Below are 16,128 nucleotides of genomic sequence, written 5' to 3'. Positions count from 1 at the left end.
AAATGCGTTTCGGCTTCAAAAGGCGGAAAACTGGTTTGATGGGAGTTTGATGGCCGATGCATTTAGCCCGGCCATCGGGGCACTCAGTGAAGTGCCTTGCATTTCTCCAGGATCAGCTGATGCCAGTCCCAGTTAGCGAATTTGTCACCTTCTTCTTCGACGTGTTCGTAGCGGTAAAGGCATCCACCATTCTTGTGATCTGAGATCTTTCTGACGAACGAGGCAGACTTACCCATCTCGAAAAGCCGACTGATTGCTTCGTGCCGAAGGTCATGGAAGCGCAGGTCGACGACTCCGACCTTGTCCCGGTGGCGACGGTACGCTGTCCCAACCGAGCGCGGATTGTAAGGGAAGATGAACTCTGACGTCTTGGGCATCGCCAAAATGATCTCCAACGCTTGGCACGGTAGCGTACACCAAACGTTGTTTCCCTTCTTTTGCCTGGGGTGTTTCATATTGCGCACGAGGATTCTGCCACTATTTTCGCGCAGATCATCCCACCTCAGATTGCAGATTTCACTCAGACGACGCGCGGAATAAATCGCAAAGACGACCAGGATTGCGACCGGGATCTTCTGCCGGGTTTTTTCCGAGATTGCAGTCAGAATATTGTTTAGCTCACAGAGTTCCGGACGGCGATCTCGCTCTTCCGATCGAGCCGGGACTTCATCCTCCCAAAGAGTTCGCATGGCGAGGTTGACCACTTCGATGGGGATCAAAGCACCCCGGTCCTTGGACCAGGAGAGCGTTCTCGCCAGGTGAGTCATGTAGCTTGCGACTGTCTGTGGCATTCTTTCACCAGCCGGCAACAGGTCTGCATAGTCATATAACTGTTGCTGCGTCAGCGTTGAGACCTTTGTCTTTCCGAACTCGTCGGCTTTGATAAAGGTCAGAACTTGGAGAGCCGATCGGCCGAAGGCTTTCCCTCGCTTCAAACGGTCGTCGATGACATCTGAGATTGTTGTCTCCGTTACGATTTGAATTGGAAACCCGTTTGCTTCGATTTCTCGGAGTTGGTTGTTTCGCCACTTTTTTGCGTTTGGCAGGTGTCTGAAAGTTTTCGTGAGGCTGTGCTGTTTGCCATCCACACGCTTTCGGATTTGTACCCGGTAGGAGAACTATCCATTCTTGTCCTCAAATCGGGTAATGTTCTGCTCCTCGAATTTTTTCCCTAGGATCTCCTTGCGAGGTTTCTTTTCTTTCTGCTCGGCCGACGAGATCGGTATGGTGCTTTCTGCAACCCCGGCAGCAGTCACAGCGGTTGCTTGAGAAGGGGAGCGGTGGAAGAGGTTCTGGGCAGTAATCGCTGCGAGCACATCCGTCGTGCTTTTGTTGATAGTGGTCATGGAATTCGTCCCATCTTGCTTTCGATGATAGGGAATTCGGTTCGGTCACACGAAAAAGATTCCGAGGTTTGATAGCCGAATTCCGAGGGAAACACAGAAGATGGAACCGGCGGCGCCCGGGCCAGAAATCAGCTGCATTTGGGCCGCTGTTTGTATGCTTTGGATGTGCTACACCGTAGCACGCTCGAATCGAGAACCTGCGAAAATCCCCGGAAATACGGTGAAATCAGGGGAAATCGTGCTTCGCGAAGTTTAGAGATGAATGGAGTTAACGCTCTGAAAAATAACGCACAAAAAGCAGCGCGTTTAAGCGTGGCGCCCATGATGGACTGGACAGACCGACACTGCCGCTATTTCCATCGGCTGCTCAGCGCGGAAACATTGCTGTATACCGAAATGGTGACGGCGCCGGCGCTCGTGCGGGGCGGGGCGTTGCATCTGTTGGACTACTCTCCCGAGGAACACCCGGTTGCGTTGCAACTCGGCGGCTCTGACCCGGAAGAATTGGCGCAGGCCGCGAGACTGGGGGCTGAGGCCGGGTATGATGAGATCAATCTGAACTGCGGCTGCCCGTCGGATCGGGTGCAATCCGGCACTTTCGGCGCGGTCTTGATGAAAGACCCGGCCCGCGTTGCCGACTGCGTGACTGCCATGCGCGAAGCGGTGAATGTGGATGTCACCGTGAAATGCCGCATAGGAGTCGATGACCAGGAGCCCGAAGATGTATTGCCCGCGTTTCTTGAGCACATCAGCGCGGCAGGTTGCCAAAGGGTGACAATCCATGCCCGCAAGGCGTGGCTGCAAGGGCTGAGCCCCAAGGAAAACCGGGATATCCCGCCTTTGGACTATGACCTTGTGCATCGGATGAAGGATGAGTTTTCGGATCTTCACATATCGATCAATGGCGGCATCAACACGCTGGACGAGGCAGCCGCACATCTGGAAGCCGGTCTGGATGGGGTGATGATCGGCCGGGCTGCGTACCATCAGCCGGGCGATGTCCTGTCGGATGCTGACCGACGCATCTTTGGTACCGGAACGACGCGTGATCCGTTCGCGATCGTTCAACATATGGTGCCTTATGTGGAACGACACCTTGCCAATGGCGGGCGTTTGCACCAGATCACGCGTCATATGTTGGGCCTTTTCGCAGGTCGTCCCGGAGCCCGCGCATGGCGGCGCGCCTTGTCTGAAGGGGCTGTGCGGGATGGGGCCGGACCCGAGGTGATGCTGCGGGCGCTGGATCATGTGGCGCCCATGGCAGAAGTTTAAGCGGCAGGGGGAACGATGCCCGAGACGATGTTGCTGGCCCAGATGCTGGGCCTTTTGCTTGCGATCGGAGCGCTGGCCGGCGTGCTTGCCGGATTGCTGGGGGTCGGCGGTGGAATCGTCTTGGTGCCTGCCTTTTTCTATGCGTTTCAAACTCTTGGCTATGGCGGCCCGCAGTTGATGCAACTGTGTCTGGCCACGTCGCTGGCCACGATCATCGTGACATCGGTCCGATCCGTTCTTGCGCACAATAAAAAGGGTGCGGTGGATTGGGATATCCTGCGCGGCTGGGGGCCGGGAATAGTCGTCGGTGCGATCATCGGAGTTCTGGTTGCCTCGGCCCTGCGGACCGAAGCTTTGCAGGCGCTGTTCGGCATATTGGGAATGGTGATCGGGGCCTATCTGGGGCTGGGTCGTTCGGAATGGCGGCTGGGTGATGTTATGCCCGGTGGGGTAAAGCGGGCCATCCTATCCCCCGCGGTCGGGTTTCTTTCTGTTCTGATGGGAATCGGCGGCGGCAGTTTTGGTGTACCGCTGATGAGCCTGTACAACACGCCGATCCACCGCGCCGTCGCAACCGCCGCCGGGTTTGGTGTGATCATCGCCGTGCCCTCGGTCATCGGGTTTTTGTTTCTGGATATCGCACCGGAACACCGGCCTCCGCTGACCATTGGGGCGGTCAATCTGGTGGCCTTCTGTATCGTCGTGGCTATGACGATGATCACCGCGCCCTGGGGGGTGAAGCTGGCCCATGCGATGGATCCGAAACCTTTGAAGCGCGTTTTCGCCGTTTTCCTTACGCTGGTGGCGCTCAATATGCTGCGCAAAGCGGTGGGTTTGTGAAGGATTTTGGCGCCAGGGGCTGGGTGAAATTCCCGTATGATCCAGTGCTTGCGACCTGGGTAGGCCATGCGCTGCCTGCCGCACGGGCCGCGGTAACGGACCCGGCCCATGCTGACTGGCTGGATTGTGACGGGACGTGGTTCATCGGTGTTGACGCCTTGCCCAATGACGCGCAGGGCAGGGTCGGTCAATCGGGGCCTTTGGCCGGAACCGCCATGTCATTCATTGCAGGGCGTTACGGGCAGTTGCCGCTTCACAAAGGCCAAGTCTCGGTCACGCATCCGGGATATCCACGCCCGCGCCGGGGGGAAAACGAAGCCGCCGCGCGGTATCGCAGAAATCGGGATGCGGCCCATGTGGACGGTTTGCGCCCGATGGGGCCGGATCGTCGCCGCCGGGTGAATGAGCCGCACGCCTGGATTTTTGGCATACCGCTGACCGAGGCCAGCCCGGATGCATCGCCCATGGTGTTGTGGGAACGCAGTCATCATATCCTGGGTGCGGCGTTCAGGCGCGCACTTGCGGGGACGCCACCAGAGCGTCTGCATGAAGTCGATATTACGGATATCTACCAATCCGCCCGTCGCGAGGTTTTCGAAACCTGCCCGCGAATCGAACTGCCGGCCAAGCCGGGCGAGGCTTACGTGCTGCACCGCCACTGCCTGCACGGGGTTGCCCCCTGGGCGGAAACGGCAAGCGCAGGGCCGGATGGACGGATGATCGCCTATTTCCGTCCGGAATGCGCCGGGGGTGTGGCGGAATGGATCGAATCCACTTAACCTCCTGTCATTGTTTGGCTTTGGAGGATTTGACCGATGATTACGGTCCATACGAATTCTGATGGTGCATTGATAAAAGTAGAGTTGTCGGGGCAAGTCACCAGCGCCGACTATGCCGATGTCCTGGTTCCTGCAATCGAAGCAGCGCTGACAGAACACGATTCCGTTCGGCTTTTGACCATCGTGCAGCCAGAGTTCAAGGGGTATGATTTGGGCGCGGCCTGGTCCGACACCAAGCTGGGGCTCAGCCACTGGCGGGGGTTTGACCGGATCGCGGTTGTTGCCGATCAGGGCTGGGTGCAAACCAGCATCCGATTGGCCGCCCCGATCCTGCCATGCCCCGTTCAGGTCTTTGAACTGGCCGAGCTTGAAGCCGCCCGGCGCTGGATGCGCGAGTCGCTGGGATCCATTCACGTGACCGATCTTGAGGGCCCATGTGTGCAGATCAGCCTTTTGGGAAAACTGGACCCCGAGGAGTACAAGCAGGCCGAGCGCGACCTGGACGCTTTGTTGCATGACCGCTCCGGGTTTCGGTTGCTGATCGACCTGCGGGAATTTGACGGCTGGCAGGGGTTGTCCGCTCTTGCAGCGCATTTTCGTCTGGCCAGTCGCCACATCGGACAACTGGATCGCGCGGCCATCGTCGGGGACAAAAGCTGGCAGCACATGGCACAACGTGTCGCCAGTCATGTATTGGGCACACGGACTCAGTTCTTTCCGTCCGAGGAAATCGAAAACGCTAAAACCTGGCTGGCCGCGGGATAAGGCCCTGCTCTGCGCCTCAACCTGCATCCTGTGATATTGCAGCCAACAGGCGGCTTGCGTGCTTTGTTCTCTGGTCAGAACAAAGCACCTTTGAGCGCGAATTGACCAAATCTGATTGGCTTTTTTCGCGGAACGACACGCACCACATGTCTTGAAACCGGTCTTGATGCCGTACCGGTCCAGAATTGTGACGTAAGGGAACTGGTGGGTTTTTCCGTGGAATTTCTGACCTTAAGGTCAACACGGACCAAAAACCGTGTGTTTTCCCCCTAAATTTGACCGGAAATGCCCTTACCTACGCCGTGTCGCTGCGGGCCTCCACTCACGTTGAACAGATGCGTTCATGAGCTGGCCCCTTTTAGGAGCTCGAACTCGGCCCGCGGCGGCACAGTTATTGGAAGCGGGAAGTTTGCGATGACACTTAGGTTATTGATGGAAAGATTTGCGGCACGCAAGACGCCAGTTTTCAAGGCGGACAAGACCAGCACGAAGCATGTCCAACGTGCAGCGAAAAAATACGGGACTGCAAAAACAAGCAGATCCGAAATCGCGGCACTGTTCGAGTCAGAGCTGCGCGGACAACACACAAACGGGTCGGTCCGCGACGAATCCAATGACCACAGGGATACGTCCCCAAAGCAGGCTGGCTGACTTCAGGAACCGTTTATGCGCGCTGCACGCCCGCCACGACGTTTGCTGAGGCGCGGCTTTCTGGTTGGTAGATCTTCCATGATTTCGGCGCGTTCGCTGCTGTCCATCTTGGACCAACGGGTGATTTCGTCAATCGTGCGATAGCAGCCGGTACAGATGCGTTCAGTCGGGTGAACGACACAGATCTGGACACAAGGGCTTTCGACCTCATTCCTTTTCCAAACCATATTCGTCATCACTGGTCTCCGACCCGTTACAAAAAGCGCAGCCTGTCCAACGCCCCTTGCAAGATATAACTGGCCGCAACGTGATCAATAACCTGTCCGCGACGTTTTCGTGTCGTATCCGCCTCAAGTAGTGCTTTTTCTGCCGCAACCGTGCTGAGCCGCTCGTCCCAAAATCCGATGGGCAATTCGGTCAGGCGGGACAAATTGCGCGCAAATGCCCGCGTTGACTGGCATCTTGGCCCTTCGCTGCCATCCATGTTCTTGGGCAGGCCCAGCAAGATGCCCCCGATCTCGCGATCGGTCACAATTTCGATCAGGCGCGCGGAATCGAGTGTGAATTTCTTGCGCCGTACCGTTTCCAGCGGGCTGGCGACACCGCGCATGCGGTCGGACACGGCGACGCCGATTGTCTTTTCCCCAAGATCCAGTCCCATCAGGGCACTCATCGGTTGCAGCGCGGCTGCAAATTCTTCGAAAGCGTCATGGATCATTGAGCGATCCCGGCTTGAAGGGCCGCCGCATCGATGATCTGCAACGCCTCTGAATTGCCGGCAAAGACTTCCATGGCCTCATCGCGGATATCGATGGCGCGCTGGCCCTGGCCAAGAACGCCCAAGGCCGCGATCAGGCGGGCCCATTCCTCGGGGGATCCGCCTTCTGTCGCCAGCCGATCAGACAGCTGGTCCACCATACCCTGAATCATCTGCTGCCGTTCTTCGGGGCTCAGCTCTGCGGCGGCGGCCATGTCTTCCTGGCTGGGGCCGGGTGCTGTGCTCAGATCCGGTGCATTGAAAACGCCGGCCCGAAAGGCCAGTTCGTCGATCTGAGCCCGAATTGCTTCGGCCCAAGGCGCACCCGCGGGGGAATCCTGCAACGTTTCGACCCACATGCGATAGGCAAGGTCCGGCCGCCCGATCTGGGCCAGCATCTGCCCCCAATAATAGCGCGCCGGGCCGTGACGGGGGTCACGGTTCAGCGCTTCGATCAGCGCCTGTTCCGCTTCGGGTGAGACATACCCCCCTGCGGCCAGAATCATCATTTCAGCCAGATCCGCATAGGTATCAGCCGTGGCGCTGTCGCCGGACAGCTCGATCACCTTTTGCTGCGCGGTGTACCCATCCTTGAAGTTGCCCGCATTCGTCTCGTGCTGCGCCAGCAACATCTGACCCTGCAAATCATCCGGCCGGCTCGCAACGGTTTCCCGCAACTGCTTCAGCAGCGAGGCATAGCTTTCTTCCAGCTGCGCAGGTCGAGGCGGGGTCGCCAGTTCTTCCGCAGCGCTTTGGGATGGCCGATTGGCGCGCACTTCCTTGGCCAGTTCAAGCCGTGCGGTCAGCGGCATGTCAGGCAAACCCACGGCCCCGGTGCGATGATACATCGCCAATGCTCCGCCGATCAGAAGCAACGAAATTGCCAGGATCGACAACACCGAGACCGCACGAGATGGCCCGGCGCCGGCACCCTCTTTCTTCATTTGATCATCTGCGGCCAGAATGCGACGGGAAATTTCCGTGCGCACCCGTTCAGCGTCGGCCTCGCCAATGACCCCGCGCGCCAGATCCCGGTCCACACCGGCCAACTGTTCGCGATAAACCCGCAGATCGTATGCCGCCGCGGGTTCATCCCCACGGCGTTTGCGCAGCAGGGTAAAGCTGAGAAAAGCTGCGATCAGCAGCGCGACAAGAAAAATCAGAACCCAGAACGTCATGGTCCCTCCGAGGATGCTGCCCTGACTTAGACCTGTGAGGCGTCCGACAAAAGGGACAAATGGCCGCGAATGAGCGACATGTCGCAATAGTGCGATATTGCGGCGTTGCACGGCAGGGTTAAAATGCCGTCACACGGCATATCTGCGCCCAATCACCGAACCGGATGGATTCGCACATGAAACACTATTCAGCCTTTGCTGTGGCGCGGGAAGCTCTGCGCTATCACACCGGATGGGAGCGCGCCTGGCGCTCACCCGAACCCAAGAAGCGCTATGACGTCATCATCGTTGGTGCTGGCGGTCATGGTCTGGCGACCGCGTATTACCTTGGCAAGAACTATGGCATCCAGAATGTCGCGGTTATCGAAAAAGGCTGGCTGGGCGGAGGCAATACCGGTCGCAACACGACGATCATCCGTTCGAACTATCTGCAAGACCCGTCGGCGGCGATCTACGAGAAAGCGCGCAGCCTTTACGAGGACCTGAGCCAGGAACTGAACTACAACATCATGTTCAGCCCGCGCGGCGTCATCATGCTGGCGCAGACCCAGCACGAGATCCGCGGCTACCAGCGCACGGCCCATGCCAACGCGCTGCAAGGTGTCAAGACGGAATGGATCGGCCCCGAGCGCGTCAAGCAACTGGTGCCAATCATCAATCTGGACGGCCCCCGGTATCCGGTTCTGGGCGGCCTTTGGCAGGAACGCGGGGGCACTGCGCGCCATGATGCGGTGGCTTGGGGCTATGCGCGTGCCTGTTCGGCGATGGGGATGGATATCATCCAGCAATGCGAAGTCACCGGTGTGCGCTCGGAAAACGGTCGCGTTGTCGGGGTCGATACCACCAAGGGTGCCATCGATTGTGACAAGCTGGGCATCGTCGTCGCGGGCCATTCGGGTCAGTTGGCCGAGATGGCGGGCTTCCGCCTGCCGCTGGAAGCCGTTGCTTTGCAGGCGCTGGTGTCCGAACCCATCAAACCCTGCATGGATGTTGTCGTGATGGCCAACACCGTGCACGGCTACATGTCGCAATCCGACAAGGGCGAAATGGTGATCGGCGGGGGCACCGACGGGTTCAACAACTTCACTCAGCGCGGGTCTTTCCATCATATCGAGGAAACAGTGCGGGCGCTGGTCGAAACCTTCCCGATGATTTCGCGCCTGAAGATGCTGCGCCAGTGGGGCGGGATCGTGGACATGACAGGTGACCGCTCGCCCATCTTGTCGAAAACACCGTTGCAGGGCTGCTTTATCAATGGCGGCTGGGGCACAGGTGGTTTCAAGGCGATTCCGGGTTCCGGCTGGGGGATGGCACAGTTGATGGCGACGGGTCATTCACCGCTGACCGAAGCCTTCTCGATGGACCGCTTCAAGGAAGGCCGCTTCATCGACGAAAGCGTCGCCGCCGGGGTGGCGCACTAGGGGGATTCCCGAAGGTGCCAGAAAACAGAATTCAGGTCGGCCCCCGCGCCGACCGACCGCCAAAAGGATGACAAGATGCTAATCCTGAATTGCCCCTATTGCGGCGTAGACGCCGAAGAAACCGAACTGGCCGCCGGCGGCGAAGCGCATCTGAAGCGTTTCGGTCCGGGCTCGTCCGATGACGAATTCCACGACTATCTGTTCATGCGTGAAAACCCGAAAGGTGTTCATTTCGAGCGCTGGCGGCACGCCAATGGCTGCGGCAAATGGTTCCACGCCGCGCGCTGCACGCAGACACTCGAAGTGTTCGGCACCTATTCCGCGCAGGTCACCGAGCCGCCGCAAGACATCAAGGATGCCATCACTGCCAAACGGCCCGGCTGGACGTGGAGAGAGTTCTCCTGATGCTTCATCTTTTCAATAATACTCCCGCCGGAGGCTTTGACGCCTCCACATGCGAAAGGCCCGCACAATGAGCACCCGTCTCGCAAAACAAGGCCGGCTGATTGACCGGTCGAAAAAGGTCACATTCACCTTCAACGGAACCTCGATGCAGGCATATGAGGGGGATACGCTTGCCTCGGCTCTGCTGGCCAATGACCAGATGATGGTTGGCCGGTCGTTCAAATACCACCGTCCCCGCGGCGTTGTCGCCAGCGGCGCGGAAGAGCCAAACGCGCTTGTCGGCCTGGGGCAGGGCAACCGGTTCGAGCCGAACCAGCGTGCCACGACGACCGAGGTGTTCAACGGCTTGACCGCGATTTCACAGAACCATTGGCCAAGTCTTGAATATGACATCGGTGCGGTGAACACGGCCTTTGCCCGGTTTCTGCCGGCCGGCTTCTACTACAAGACGTTCATCCACCCCAAACCTTTCTGGAAACACGTCTACGAACCGTTCATCCGGCAGTCGGCGGGATTGGGCAAGGCGCCCGACAAAGACAACCGGGATGCCGACACCTATGAACATTTCTACGCCTTTACCGATGTTCTGGTGATCGGCGGCGGTGTGGCTGGTTTGCAGGCGGCCAAGGCGGCGGCACAATCCGGTGGCAAGGTCCTGCTGATCGAGCAGACTGCGCATTGGGGCGGTCGCGCTCCGGTTGACGGCGGCGCTGTGGATGGTGAGCCTGTGGATAAGTTCGTGGAACAATTGGTTTCCGAACTCGAAACAATGGACAACGTCATCATGCGCACGCGCTGCATGGGAGCGGGTGTTTACGACCATGGTTATGTGTTGGGATACGAGCGCCTGACGGACCACACGCCGGGCGTGCAGGGCCCGCGCCACCGTTTGTGGCGTATTCGCGCCAAGCAAATTGTAACTGCAACGGGTGCAATTGAAAGACCATTGTCCTTTGCTGGCAACGATGTTCCAGGTGTGATGCTGGCATCGGCCATGCGCGACTATGTTGTGAACTGGGGGGTTACTCCGGGCGATCGGGTCATCGTCGCCACCAACAATGATGACGCTTACCGCACCGCGATTATACTGAAACAGGCAGGTGTGGATGTTTTGCGCATTGTTGACGCACGCGCAACGGCCGGACCTTTGGCAGAGGAAGCTCGCCAGTTGGGTATCCGCGTTGATCCGGGCAAGGCCATTGCCAAGGTCAAGGGCGGCAAGCGCGTCAAGAAAGTCGCCATCTGCAACCAGGAAGGCGTTGGTGGCGCGCGTGAAGAGGTTGAGGCGGATGCAGTCGCCATGTCCGGCGGCTGGTCTCCGGTCGTGCACATGTGGTCCCATTGCGGGGGCAAGCTGATCTGGGATGAGGCGAACGCGCATTTCCGGCCGGATCCTCAGCGTCCGCCGCTGGGGGCCGACGGCAAAGGGTTCGTTGTTGCTGCTGGCGCGTCCAACGGTCCTCTGGCGTTGCAAGATGTTCTGACAGACGCCCATGCGGCCGGTAAGGCGGCCGCCAAGGCGGCTGGCTTCAAGCCCAAGAACACCAAGGCGCCCGCAGGGGAAACAACCGCTGAAGCGCCGATGGAAGCAGTCTGGCTGATGCCGGCAAATGCAGAAGTCCAATTGCGCATGAAATCCTGGCTGGATTTCCAGAACGACGTCAAGGTTTCTGACGTCCAACTGGCCGCGCGCGAAGGGTATGAAAGCGTCGAACACACCAAGCGCTATACCACGCTGGGCATGGCGACCGATCAGGGTAAGTTGAGTAACATCAACGGATTGGCGATCCTTGCTGATGCGCTGGAATCCGAGATTCCCAAGGTTGGCACAACCACCTTCCGCCCGCCTTATACGCCCATCTCGATGGGTGCGATTGGCGGTGAGGCCCGGGGTGAGGTCTTTCAGCCGATCCGTCGGACACCGATGCACAACTGGCACGACAGGAACGGCGCCGACTGGGAGCCGGTCGGTCACTGGCGCCGGGCCTATGCCTATGTCCGCCCCGGCGAATCCGTGCATGACGCGGTCAATCGCGAAGTGAAAAACACCCGCGAAAACCTCGGCCTGCTGGACGCGTCGACGCTGGGTAAGCTGATCGTCAAAGGCCCGGACGCAGGCAAGTTCCTCGACATGATGTACACCAACATGATGTCCACGCTGAAGGTCGGCAAATGCCGCTATGGCCTGATGTGTTCGGAAAACGGCTTCCTGATCGACGACGGCGTCGTCGCCCGCATCGACGAGGACACATGGCTGTGCCACACCACCACCGGCGGGGCCGAGCGTATCCATGGTCACATGGAAGAATGGCTTCAGACCGAATGGTGGGACTGGAAAGTCTATGTTGCCAACGTGACCGAGCAATACGCGCAGGTCGCCGTGGTCGGCCCAAACGCCCGCAAGTTGCTTGAAAAGCTGGGCGGCATGGATGTCAGCAAAGAGGCGCTGCCCTTCATGGAATGGCGCGATGGCAAGATCGGAGGCTTCGATTGCCGGGCCTACCGCATTTCGTTCTCGGGCGAGCTGTCTTATGAAATCGCTGTTCCCGCCAGCCAGGGTCAGGCGTTCTGGGATGCCTTGATGGAGGCAGGCAAAGAGTTCGGCGTGATGCCGTATGGAACCGAATGTCTGCACATCCTGCGGGCCGAGAAGGGCTTTATCATGATCGGGGACGAGACCGACGGCACCGTGATCCCGCAGGATCTGGGGCTGCACTGGGCGCTGTCCAAGAAGAAAGAGGATTATCTGGGCAAACGTGCTCATTCCCGCAGCCACATGGCGGATCCCGAGCGCTGGAAGCTGGTCGGTCTCGAGACTGTGGACGGATCGGTTCTGCCGGATGGTGCTTACGCGGTGGGCGAGGGCGTCAATGCCAACGGTCAGCGCAACATGATCGGCCGTGTGACGTCGACATATTACTCGGCCAATCTGGGCAAAGGCATCGCCATGGGGCTGATCAAGCACGGCCCCGACCGCATGGGCGAGATCGTCGAGTTCCCGGGCACGGACGGCAAAACCTACAAAGCCAAGATCGTGGACCCGATCTTTTATGACAAGGACGGGGAGAAGCAGAATGTCTGAACCCATCAGCGCATTGAACCACGCCAGCTATGACGGCATCGCCAAGGTCCAGGAATGCGGCCTGCAAGGCATGATAACCCTGCGCGGCGACCTGTCCGACAAGGTGCTGGCCAAGGCCGTCAAGGATGCAACCGGTCAGAAAGTGCCGGGTCAGCGCCAGGTGCTTGTGACTGGCGATACCGGCGTGGCTTGGATGTCGACAGACGAGTTGCTGGTTCTGGTGCCTTATGCCGAGGTCGAAGCCAAACTGGCCAACATGGTCGGTGCCCTGAGTGGCACCCATGCTTTGGCGGTCAATGTCTCGGATGCCCGCGCCGTCTTCAGCGTCTCTGGTGCCAGCGCAAGAGAGGTACTGGGCAAGGTCGCACCTGTCGATCTGTCGGCGGATGCATTCCTGCCCGGCCAGATCCGCCGCACGCGTCTGGCGCAGGTGGCCGGTGCTTTCTGGATGGATGATGAACAGACCTTCCGCGTGGTCTGCTTCCGTTCCGCTGCGGATTACGTGTTCAAACTGCTCAAGGTGGCAGCACAGCCCGGCAGTGAAGTCGGGATCTACTGAACAAAAAAGCCCCGGTTCATCCGGGGCTTTTTCTTACTTGACTGTCGAACAGGTCCCGACTCCGAAAGGTTTGTTGGCGAAATTTCCCTGAACGAACGCCATGCGAACGGCGATTGTATTGTCGGTTGTTTTCAGGTTCGCCTGATATCGAACGCGGACATTGCCGCCGGCAACCATTTTTTGATCAAGATTCCAGATAATACGATATCCTTTGGCGCCGCGGTCTTTGAATTTTGCCTTGGCCCAATCCTGGTACGACGTTGCGGCCATCGCCGAAGATGCGGCGGGGTCGATCCGGAACGCATACTCTGGCGCAATCCAGCCATGGGCGTCCTGTTTGGTCATCTTGCAATGATAGGTAACCGTTTCTGCCGCAGCGGTTTGTGCAAGCCATGCGGCGACTGCGATCGGTAAAAGTCTTTTCATTCTATCCACTTGGGTATGATTCTTTGTAAGTGCACTCAAACTGATACACCTCAATGCCGCAAGCGGGACCTCACGTGAACGAAGAAAAAAGCGCCAGACGTTCTACTCATGCAAGAGAACGGTGTGAAAACGGCTCAGGCCGTCTTCGGTCAGCAAGTCCGAAACCTTTAGAGGCTGCGCCTTGTCATCCGACAGCTTTGCGTAATAACCCAGTTCATCCATCAACGCGGTGACACGTTCGTGCCTCTGGTCTTCCGGAAGCAGAGGCGCATGAAGAGACAGAAGAAGGGCGGGGCGGCGTTTCTTCAGCCATGCGGACAAAGTGGGGGCAACAATGAATTCCGCGCCCTCGATGTCCATTTTGACCAGCGAAACCCGAGACAGGTCGTTTGTTTTTTCGAATTGGTCCCAGGCGATCGTCAGCGCGTCAGACCCATGCGCCCCGTCGTGCAGAAGCGAACTGGTAGAATCCCCGGGTTCACCGCGCACAGAGGCCATGCGTGCCACACCAAATCGATCTGACAGGGCGACCCCGAATGCCGAAACGTTCTGAACGTCGTTCAGATCAAGATTCCATGCCAGATGCCGAAACGCGGTCGGGTCAGGCTCAAAACACCAGACATGCCGTGCCCTTCGCGCACCGTACAGCACCGTCGGGCCAATCCACGCGCCGATGTCCAGATAGTCGCTTTGCGGGGACAGGAACCTGTCAAGAACCGCAAATGTTTCAGGTTCCCAAGCGCCCGCAGTGGCTTTGCGCCAGAATTTCGAATGGTACGGATCCAGACGAAACGGCTCGCCGTTCAGATTGCCCGCATAATATCCGCGGGCGCGATAGAACACCTTGCGCGCCTGTGTCAGCATCGCCTGCCTCCGGGTTTTCTTGCCACGCCCCTTGACCTGCGGCGGTTGCCAAAGCATTTAACCTTGGGAACCGCAACTTACATTTAAACAGGGGGCCGACATGGCTTTTGAACTTCCTGATCTTCCTTATGCACATGACGCGCTGGCAGCCAAGGGTATGTCCGCGGAAACGTTGGAATATCACCACGACCTGCACCACAAGGCCTATGTCGATAACGGCAACAAGCTGATCGCCGGCACCGAATGGGACGGCAAGTCGCTGGAAGAGATCATCGTTGGTACTTACGACGCAAACGCCGTGGCACAAAACGGTATCTTCAACAACATCAGCCAGTTGTGGAACCACAACCAGTTCTGGGAAATGATGGGGCCGGGCGACAGCGCCATGCCGGGCGAGCTGGAAAAGGCTCTGGTCGAGAACTTCGGTTCGGTAGATGAATTCAAGTCGCAATTCAGTGCCGCCGGTGCGGGTCAGTTCGGTTCAGGCTGGGCGTGGCTGGTCAAGAACGCCGATGGCTCGCTGGCCGTCACAAAGACCGAGAATGGCGTGAACCCACTGTGCTTTGGTCAAACCGCGCTGCTGGGTTGCGATGTTTGGGAGCACTCCTACTACATCGATTTTCGCAACAAGCGTCCAGCCTACCTGTCGAACTTCCTCGACAATCTGGTGAACTGGGAAAACGTCGCATCGCGGATGTAACGTATTGAACCGACGTCGGTTTATAAGGGGCCTGCTGGCGGTGACGCTGGCAGGCCTTGTCACGGCCGCCTACGGGTTCATCATTGAACCCGCGGTTCGGTTGCGCGTGCGCAAATGGCGCATTCAGCGGGACGACTGGACAGCGCCGCCGCTCAGAATCGCCGTACTGTCCGATATGCATGTGGGCGAGCCCTATGTCGGCCTGAACCGCGTAAAGCAGGTGGTCCGTCGAACCAATGCGCTGGCTCCGGACGTGATCCTGCTGTTGGGTGATTTCTTTGCAAGCCACAAAGGTGTCTCGGACACGGTCAAGATGCAGGACCTGGCCCCTGTGCTTGCCGGGCTTGAGGCAAAAAATGGTGTCTTTGCCGTTCTGGGCAATCACGACTGGTGGGATGACAGGTCGGCTCAGCGGCGCGGGTCCGGGCCCAATCGCTATGCCGAAACTCTGGAACAGAACGGCATTTCGGTGTTGTCCAATGCCGCGATCAAACTCGAAGCTCTGGGCATCTGGCTGGCCGGGCTCGAGGATCAGCTGGCGATCTGGCGCAATGGCAAGCCGCAAGGATTGGACGACCTGGAAGGTACTCTGGCGCAGATCACCGATGACGCTCCGGTTGTGATGATGGCGCATGAGCCCGATGTGTTTCCCACTGTGCCCAGTCGGGTGGCCTTGACCCTTTCAGGGCACACACATGGTGGCCAGGTTCGCCTGTTCGGCTGGTCGCCTGTGGTGCCATCGAAATTCGGCAATCGCTATGCCTATGGCCATGTACGCGAAGATGGGCGCGATCTGGTCGTTTCGGGCGGTATCGGCTGCTCGATCCTGCCGGTTCGTCTGGGCGTGACGCCCGAAATCACCGTTGTCGAGATGTCCGCCTAAAGGGTTGATGACCAGCCGGTGAAAACCCGCCGATACGTGCCCTTTCTGCATGACGGTATCTTGTTTGCTGTTTTCCAGTACACATCTCTGTAGGGCAGAGGGAGAAACTGCATATCACGTCAAACAATGATCGGGCTGCGCACTGTTCGTGCGTCAACAACCCCGCATGTCCGGCAGATCGAGGGATACCCAGAACACAA

At 58.6% G+C, this 16,128-nt stretch carries 17 protein-coding genes; 10 read left to right on the top strand and 7 right to left on the bottom strand.

The window, feature by feature from the left end; genetic code table 11:
- Nucleotides 1–83: 83 nt before the first annotated feature.
- Complete coding sequence (locus FIU92_RS09840) at nucleotides 84–1,088, bottom strand: site-specific integrase (RefSeq protein WP_152458399.1); 1,005 nt, start codon at nucleotides 1,086–1,088, stop codon at nucleotides 84–86.
- A gap of 30 nt (nucleotides 1,089–1,118) precedes the next feature.
- The gene (locus FIU92_RS09835; protein WP_152458398.1) at nucleotides 1,119–1,346 is read right to left on the bottom strand and encodes a hypothetical protein; all 228 of its coding nucleotides are present in this window, start codon (nucleotides 1,344–1,346) and stop codon (nucleotides 1,119–1,121) included.
- 321 nt (nucleotides 1,347–1,667) lie between these two features.
- Between FIU92_RS09835 and dusA the strand changes: the two genes are divergently transcribed.
- From dusA to FIU92_RS09815, 4 genes are read left to right on the top strand one after another with little or no spacing between them, the layout of a single operon-like run.
- Nucleotides 1,668–2,618 (top strand): tRNA dihydrouridine(20/20a) synthase DusA, encoded by a 951-nt coding sequence (dusA, locus tag FIU92_RS09830; RefSeq protein ID WP_371419713.1) that lies wholly within the window; start codon nucleotides 1,668–1,670, stop codon nucleotides 2,616–2,618.
- Between the two features lie 15 nt (nucleotides 2,619–2,633).
- A complete protein-coding gene (locus FIU92_RS09825; RefSeq protein WP_152458396.1) occupies nucleotides 2,634–3,458 on the top strand; it encodes a sulfite exporter TauE/SafE family protein in 825 nt (274 codons plus the stop codon).
- Entirely contained in the window at nucleotides 3,455–4,237 is a 783-nt protein-coding gene (locus FIU92_RS09820; protein ID WP_152458395.1) for a hypothetical protein, read from the top strand. Before FIU92_RS09825 ends, FIU92_RS09820 begins: the two co-directional genes overlap by 4 nt.
- A gap of 36 nt (nucleotides 4,238–4,273) precedes the next feature.
- On the top strand, nucleotides 4,274–5,002 hold the full coding sequence (locus tag FIU92_RS09815; protein ID WP_152458394.1) for an STAS/SEC14 domain-containing protein: 729 nt from the start codon (nucleotides 4,274–4,276) through the stop codon (nucleotides 5,000–5,002).
- A 653-nt stretch (nucleotides 5,003–5,655) separates the two neighbouring features.
- Here the strand turns inward: FIU92_RS09815 and FIU92_RS09810 are convergent.
- From FIU92_RS09810 to ccmI, 3 genes are read right to left on the bottom strand one after another with little or no spacing between them, the layout of a single operon-like run.
- Nucleotides 5,656–5,889 carry a DUF1289 domain-containing protein gene (locus tag FIU92_RS09810; protein ID WP_152458393.1) on the bottom strand — a complete coding sequence of 78 codons (234 nt, stop codon included), beginning with the start codon at nucleotides 5,887–5,889 and terminating at the stop codon, nucleotides 5,656–5,658.
- A gap of 17 nt (nucleotides 5,890–5,906) precedes the next feature.
- Nucleotides 5,907–6,371 carry a Holliday junction resolvase RuvX gene (gene ruvX, locus FIU92_RS09805; RefSeq protein ID WP_152458392.1) on the bottom strand — a complete coding sequence of 155 codons (465 nt, stop codon included), beginning with the start codon at nucleotides 6,369–6,371 and terminating at the stop codon, nucleotides 5,907–5,909.
- The gene (gene ccmI / locus FIU92_RS09800) at nucleotides 6,368–7,588 is read right to left on the bottom strand and encodes a c-type cytochrome biogenesis protein CcmI (RefSeq protein ID WP_152458391.1); all 1,221 of its coding nucleotides are present in this window, start codon (nucleotides 7,586–7,588) and stop codon (nucleotides 6,368–6,370) included. The genes ruvX and ccmI overlap by 4 nt, the downstream gene beginning before the upstream one ends.
- 176 nt (nucleotides 7,589–7,764) lie before the next feature.
- Between ccmI and FIU92_RS09795 the strand changes: the two genes are divergently transcribed.
- The 4 genes from FIU92_RS09795 to FIU92_RS09780 all read left to right on the top strand — a co-directional run bounded on the left by FIU92_RS09795 (nucleotide 7,765) and on the right by FIU92_RS09780 (nucleotide 13,055).
- Nucleotides 7,765–9,009: a sarcosine oxidase subunit beta family protein gene (locus FIU92_RS09795; RefSeq protein ID WP_152458390.1), complete on the top strand. Its 1,245-nt coding sequence runs from the start codon at nucleotides 7,765–7,767 to the stop codon at nucleotides 9,007–9,009.
- Between the two features lie 75 nt (nucleotides 9,010–9,084).
- Nucleotides 9,085–9,414, top strand: coding sequence for a sarcosine oxidase subunit delta (locus tag FIU92_RS09790; RefSeq protein WP_152458389.1), 330 nt, complete (start codon nucleotides 9,085–9,087; stop codon nucleotides 9,412–9,414).
- A gap of 67 nt (nucleotides 9,415–9,481) precedes the next feature.
- On the top strand, nucleotides 9,482–12,496 hold the full coding sequence (locus tag FIU92_RS09785) for a sarcosine oxidase subunit alpha family protein (RefSeq protein ID WP_152458388.1): 3,015 nt from the start codon (nucleotides 9,482–9,484) through the stop codon (nucleotides 12,494–12,496).
- Complete coding sequence (locus FIU92_RS09780) at nucleotides 12,489–13,055, top strand: sarcosine oxidase subunit gamma (protein ID WP_152458387.1); 567 nt, start codon at nucleotides 12,489–12,491, stop codon at nucleotides 13,053–13,055. Before FIU92_RS09785 ends, FIU92_RS09780 begins: the two co-directional genes overlap by 8 nt.
- 33 nt (nucleotides 13,056–13,088) lie before the next feature.
- On the opposite strand, the gene FIU92_RS09775 is transcribed toward FIU92_RS09780, so the two are convergent.
- Together FIU92_RS09775 and FIU92_RS09770 are read right to left on the bottom strand one after the other, a co-directional pair.
- Complete coding sequence (locus tag FIU92_RS09775; protein WP_152458386.1) at nucleotides 13,089–13,481, bottom strand: hypothetical protein; 393 nt, start codon at nucleotides 13,479–13,481, stop codon at nucleotides 13,089–13,091.
- A 102-nt stretch (nucleotides 13,482–13,583) separates the two neighbouring features.
- Nucleotides 13,584–14,402, bottom strand: coding sequence for an FkbM family methyltransferase (locus tag FIU92_RS09770; protein WP_254705286.1), 819 nt, complete (start codon nucleotides 14,400–14,402; stop codon nucleotides 13,584–13,586).
- Nucleotides 14,403–14,445: 43 nt separating this feature from the next.
- On the opposite strand from FIU92_RS09770, the gene FIU92_RS09765 reads away from it, so the two are divergent.
- Together FIU92_RS09765 and FIU92_RS09760 are read left to right on the top strand one after the other, a co-directional pair.
- Nucleotides 14,446–15,045, top strand: coding sequence for a superoxide dismutase (locus FIU92_RS09765; protein ID WP_152458385.1), 600 nt, complete (start codon nucleotides 14,446–14,448; stop codon nucleotides 15,043–15,045).
- Nucleotides 15,046–15,085: 40 nt separating this feature from the next.
- Nucleotides 15,086–15,928, top strand: coding sequence for a metallophosphoesterase (locus FIU92_RS09760; protein ID WP_254705285.1), 843 nt, complete (start codon nucleotides 15,086–15,088; stop codon nucleotides 15,926–15,928).
- The last annotated feature ends 200 nt before the right edge of the window (nucleotides 15,929–16,128 follow it).

The organism is Ruegeria sp. THAF33, from assembly GCF_009363615.1.
Lineage (GTDB): Bacteria > Pseudomonadota > Alphaproteobacteria > Rhodobacterales > Rhodobacteraceae > Ruegeria.
Note: the sequence above shows the minus strand (reverse complement) of the source record. Positions and strands in the feature narration are given on the sequence as shown.

Coding starts and splice junctions, on each gene's coding strand:
- FIU92_RS09835 (WP_152458398.1), bottom strand. CDS start 1,346: ATGACCACTATCAACAAAAGCACGACGGATGTGCTCGCAGCGATTACT.
- dusA (WP_371419713.1), top strand. CDS start 1,668: ATGATGGACTGGACAGACCGACACTGCCGCTATTTCCATCGGCTGCTC.
- FIU92_RS09825 (WP_152458396.1), top strand. CDS start 2,634: ATGCCCGAGACGATGTTGCTGGCCCAGATGCTGGGCCTTTTGCTTGCG.
- FIU92_RS09815 (WP_152458394.1), top strand. CDS start 4,274: ATGATTACGGTCCATACGAATTCTGATGGTGCATTGATAAAAGTAGAG.
- FIU92_RS09810 (WP_152458393.1), bottom strand. CDS start 5,889: ATGACGAATATGGTTTGGAAAAGGAATGAGGTCGAAAGCCCTTGTGTC.
- ruvX (WP_152458392.1), bottom strand. CDS start 6,371: ATGATCCATGACGCTTTCGAAGAATTTGCAGCCGCGCTGCAACCGATG.
- ccmI (WP_152458391.1), bottom strand. CDS start 7,588: ATGACGTTCTGGGTTCTGATTTTTCTTGTCGCGCTGCTGATCGCAGCT.
- FIU92_RS09795 (WP_152458390.1), top strand. CDS start 7,765: ATGAAACACTATTCAGCCTTTGCTGTGGCGCGGGAAGCTCTGCGCTAT.
- FIU92_RS09790 (WP_152458389.1), top strand. CDS start 9,085: ATGCTAATCCTGAATTGCCCCTATTGCGGCGTAGACGCCGAAGAAACC.
- FIU92_RS09785 (WP_152458388.1), top strand. CDS start 9,482: ATGAGCACCCGTCTCGCAAAACAAGGCCGGCTGATTGACCGGTCGAAA.
- FIU92_RS09780 (WP_152458387.1), top strand. CDS start 12,489: ATGTCTGAACCCATCAGCGCATTGAACCACGCCAGCTATGACGGCATC.
- FIU92_RS09775 (WP_152458386.1), bottom strand. CDS start 13,481: ATGAAAAGACTTTTACCGATCGCAGTCGCCGCATGGCTTGCACAAACC.
- FIU92_RS09770 (WP_254705286.1), bottom strand. CDS start 14,402: ATGCTTTGGCAACCGCCGCAGGTCAAGGGGCGTGGCAAGAAAACCCGG.
- FIU92_RS09765 (WP_152458385.1), top strand. CDS start 14,446: ATGGCTTTTGAACTTCCTGATCTTCCTTATGCACATGACGCGCTGGCA.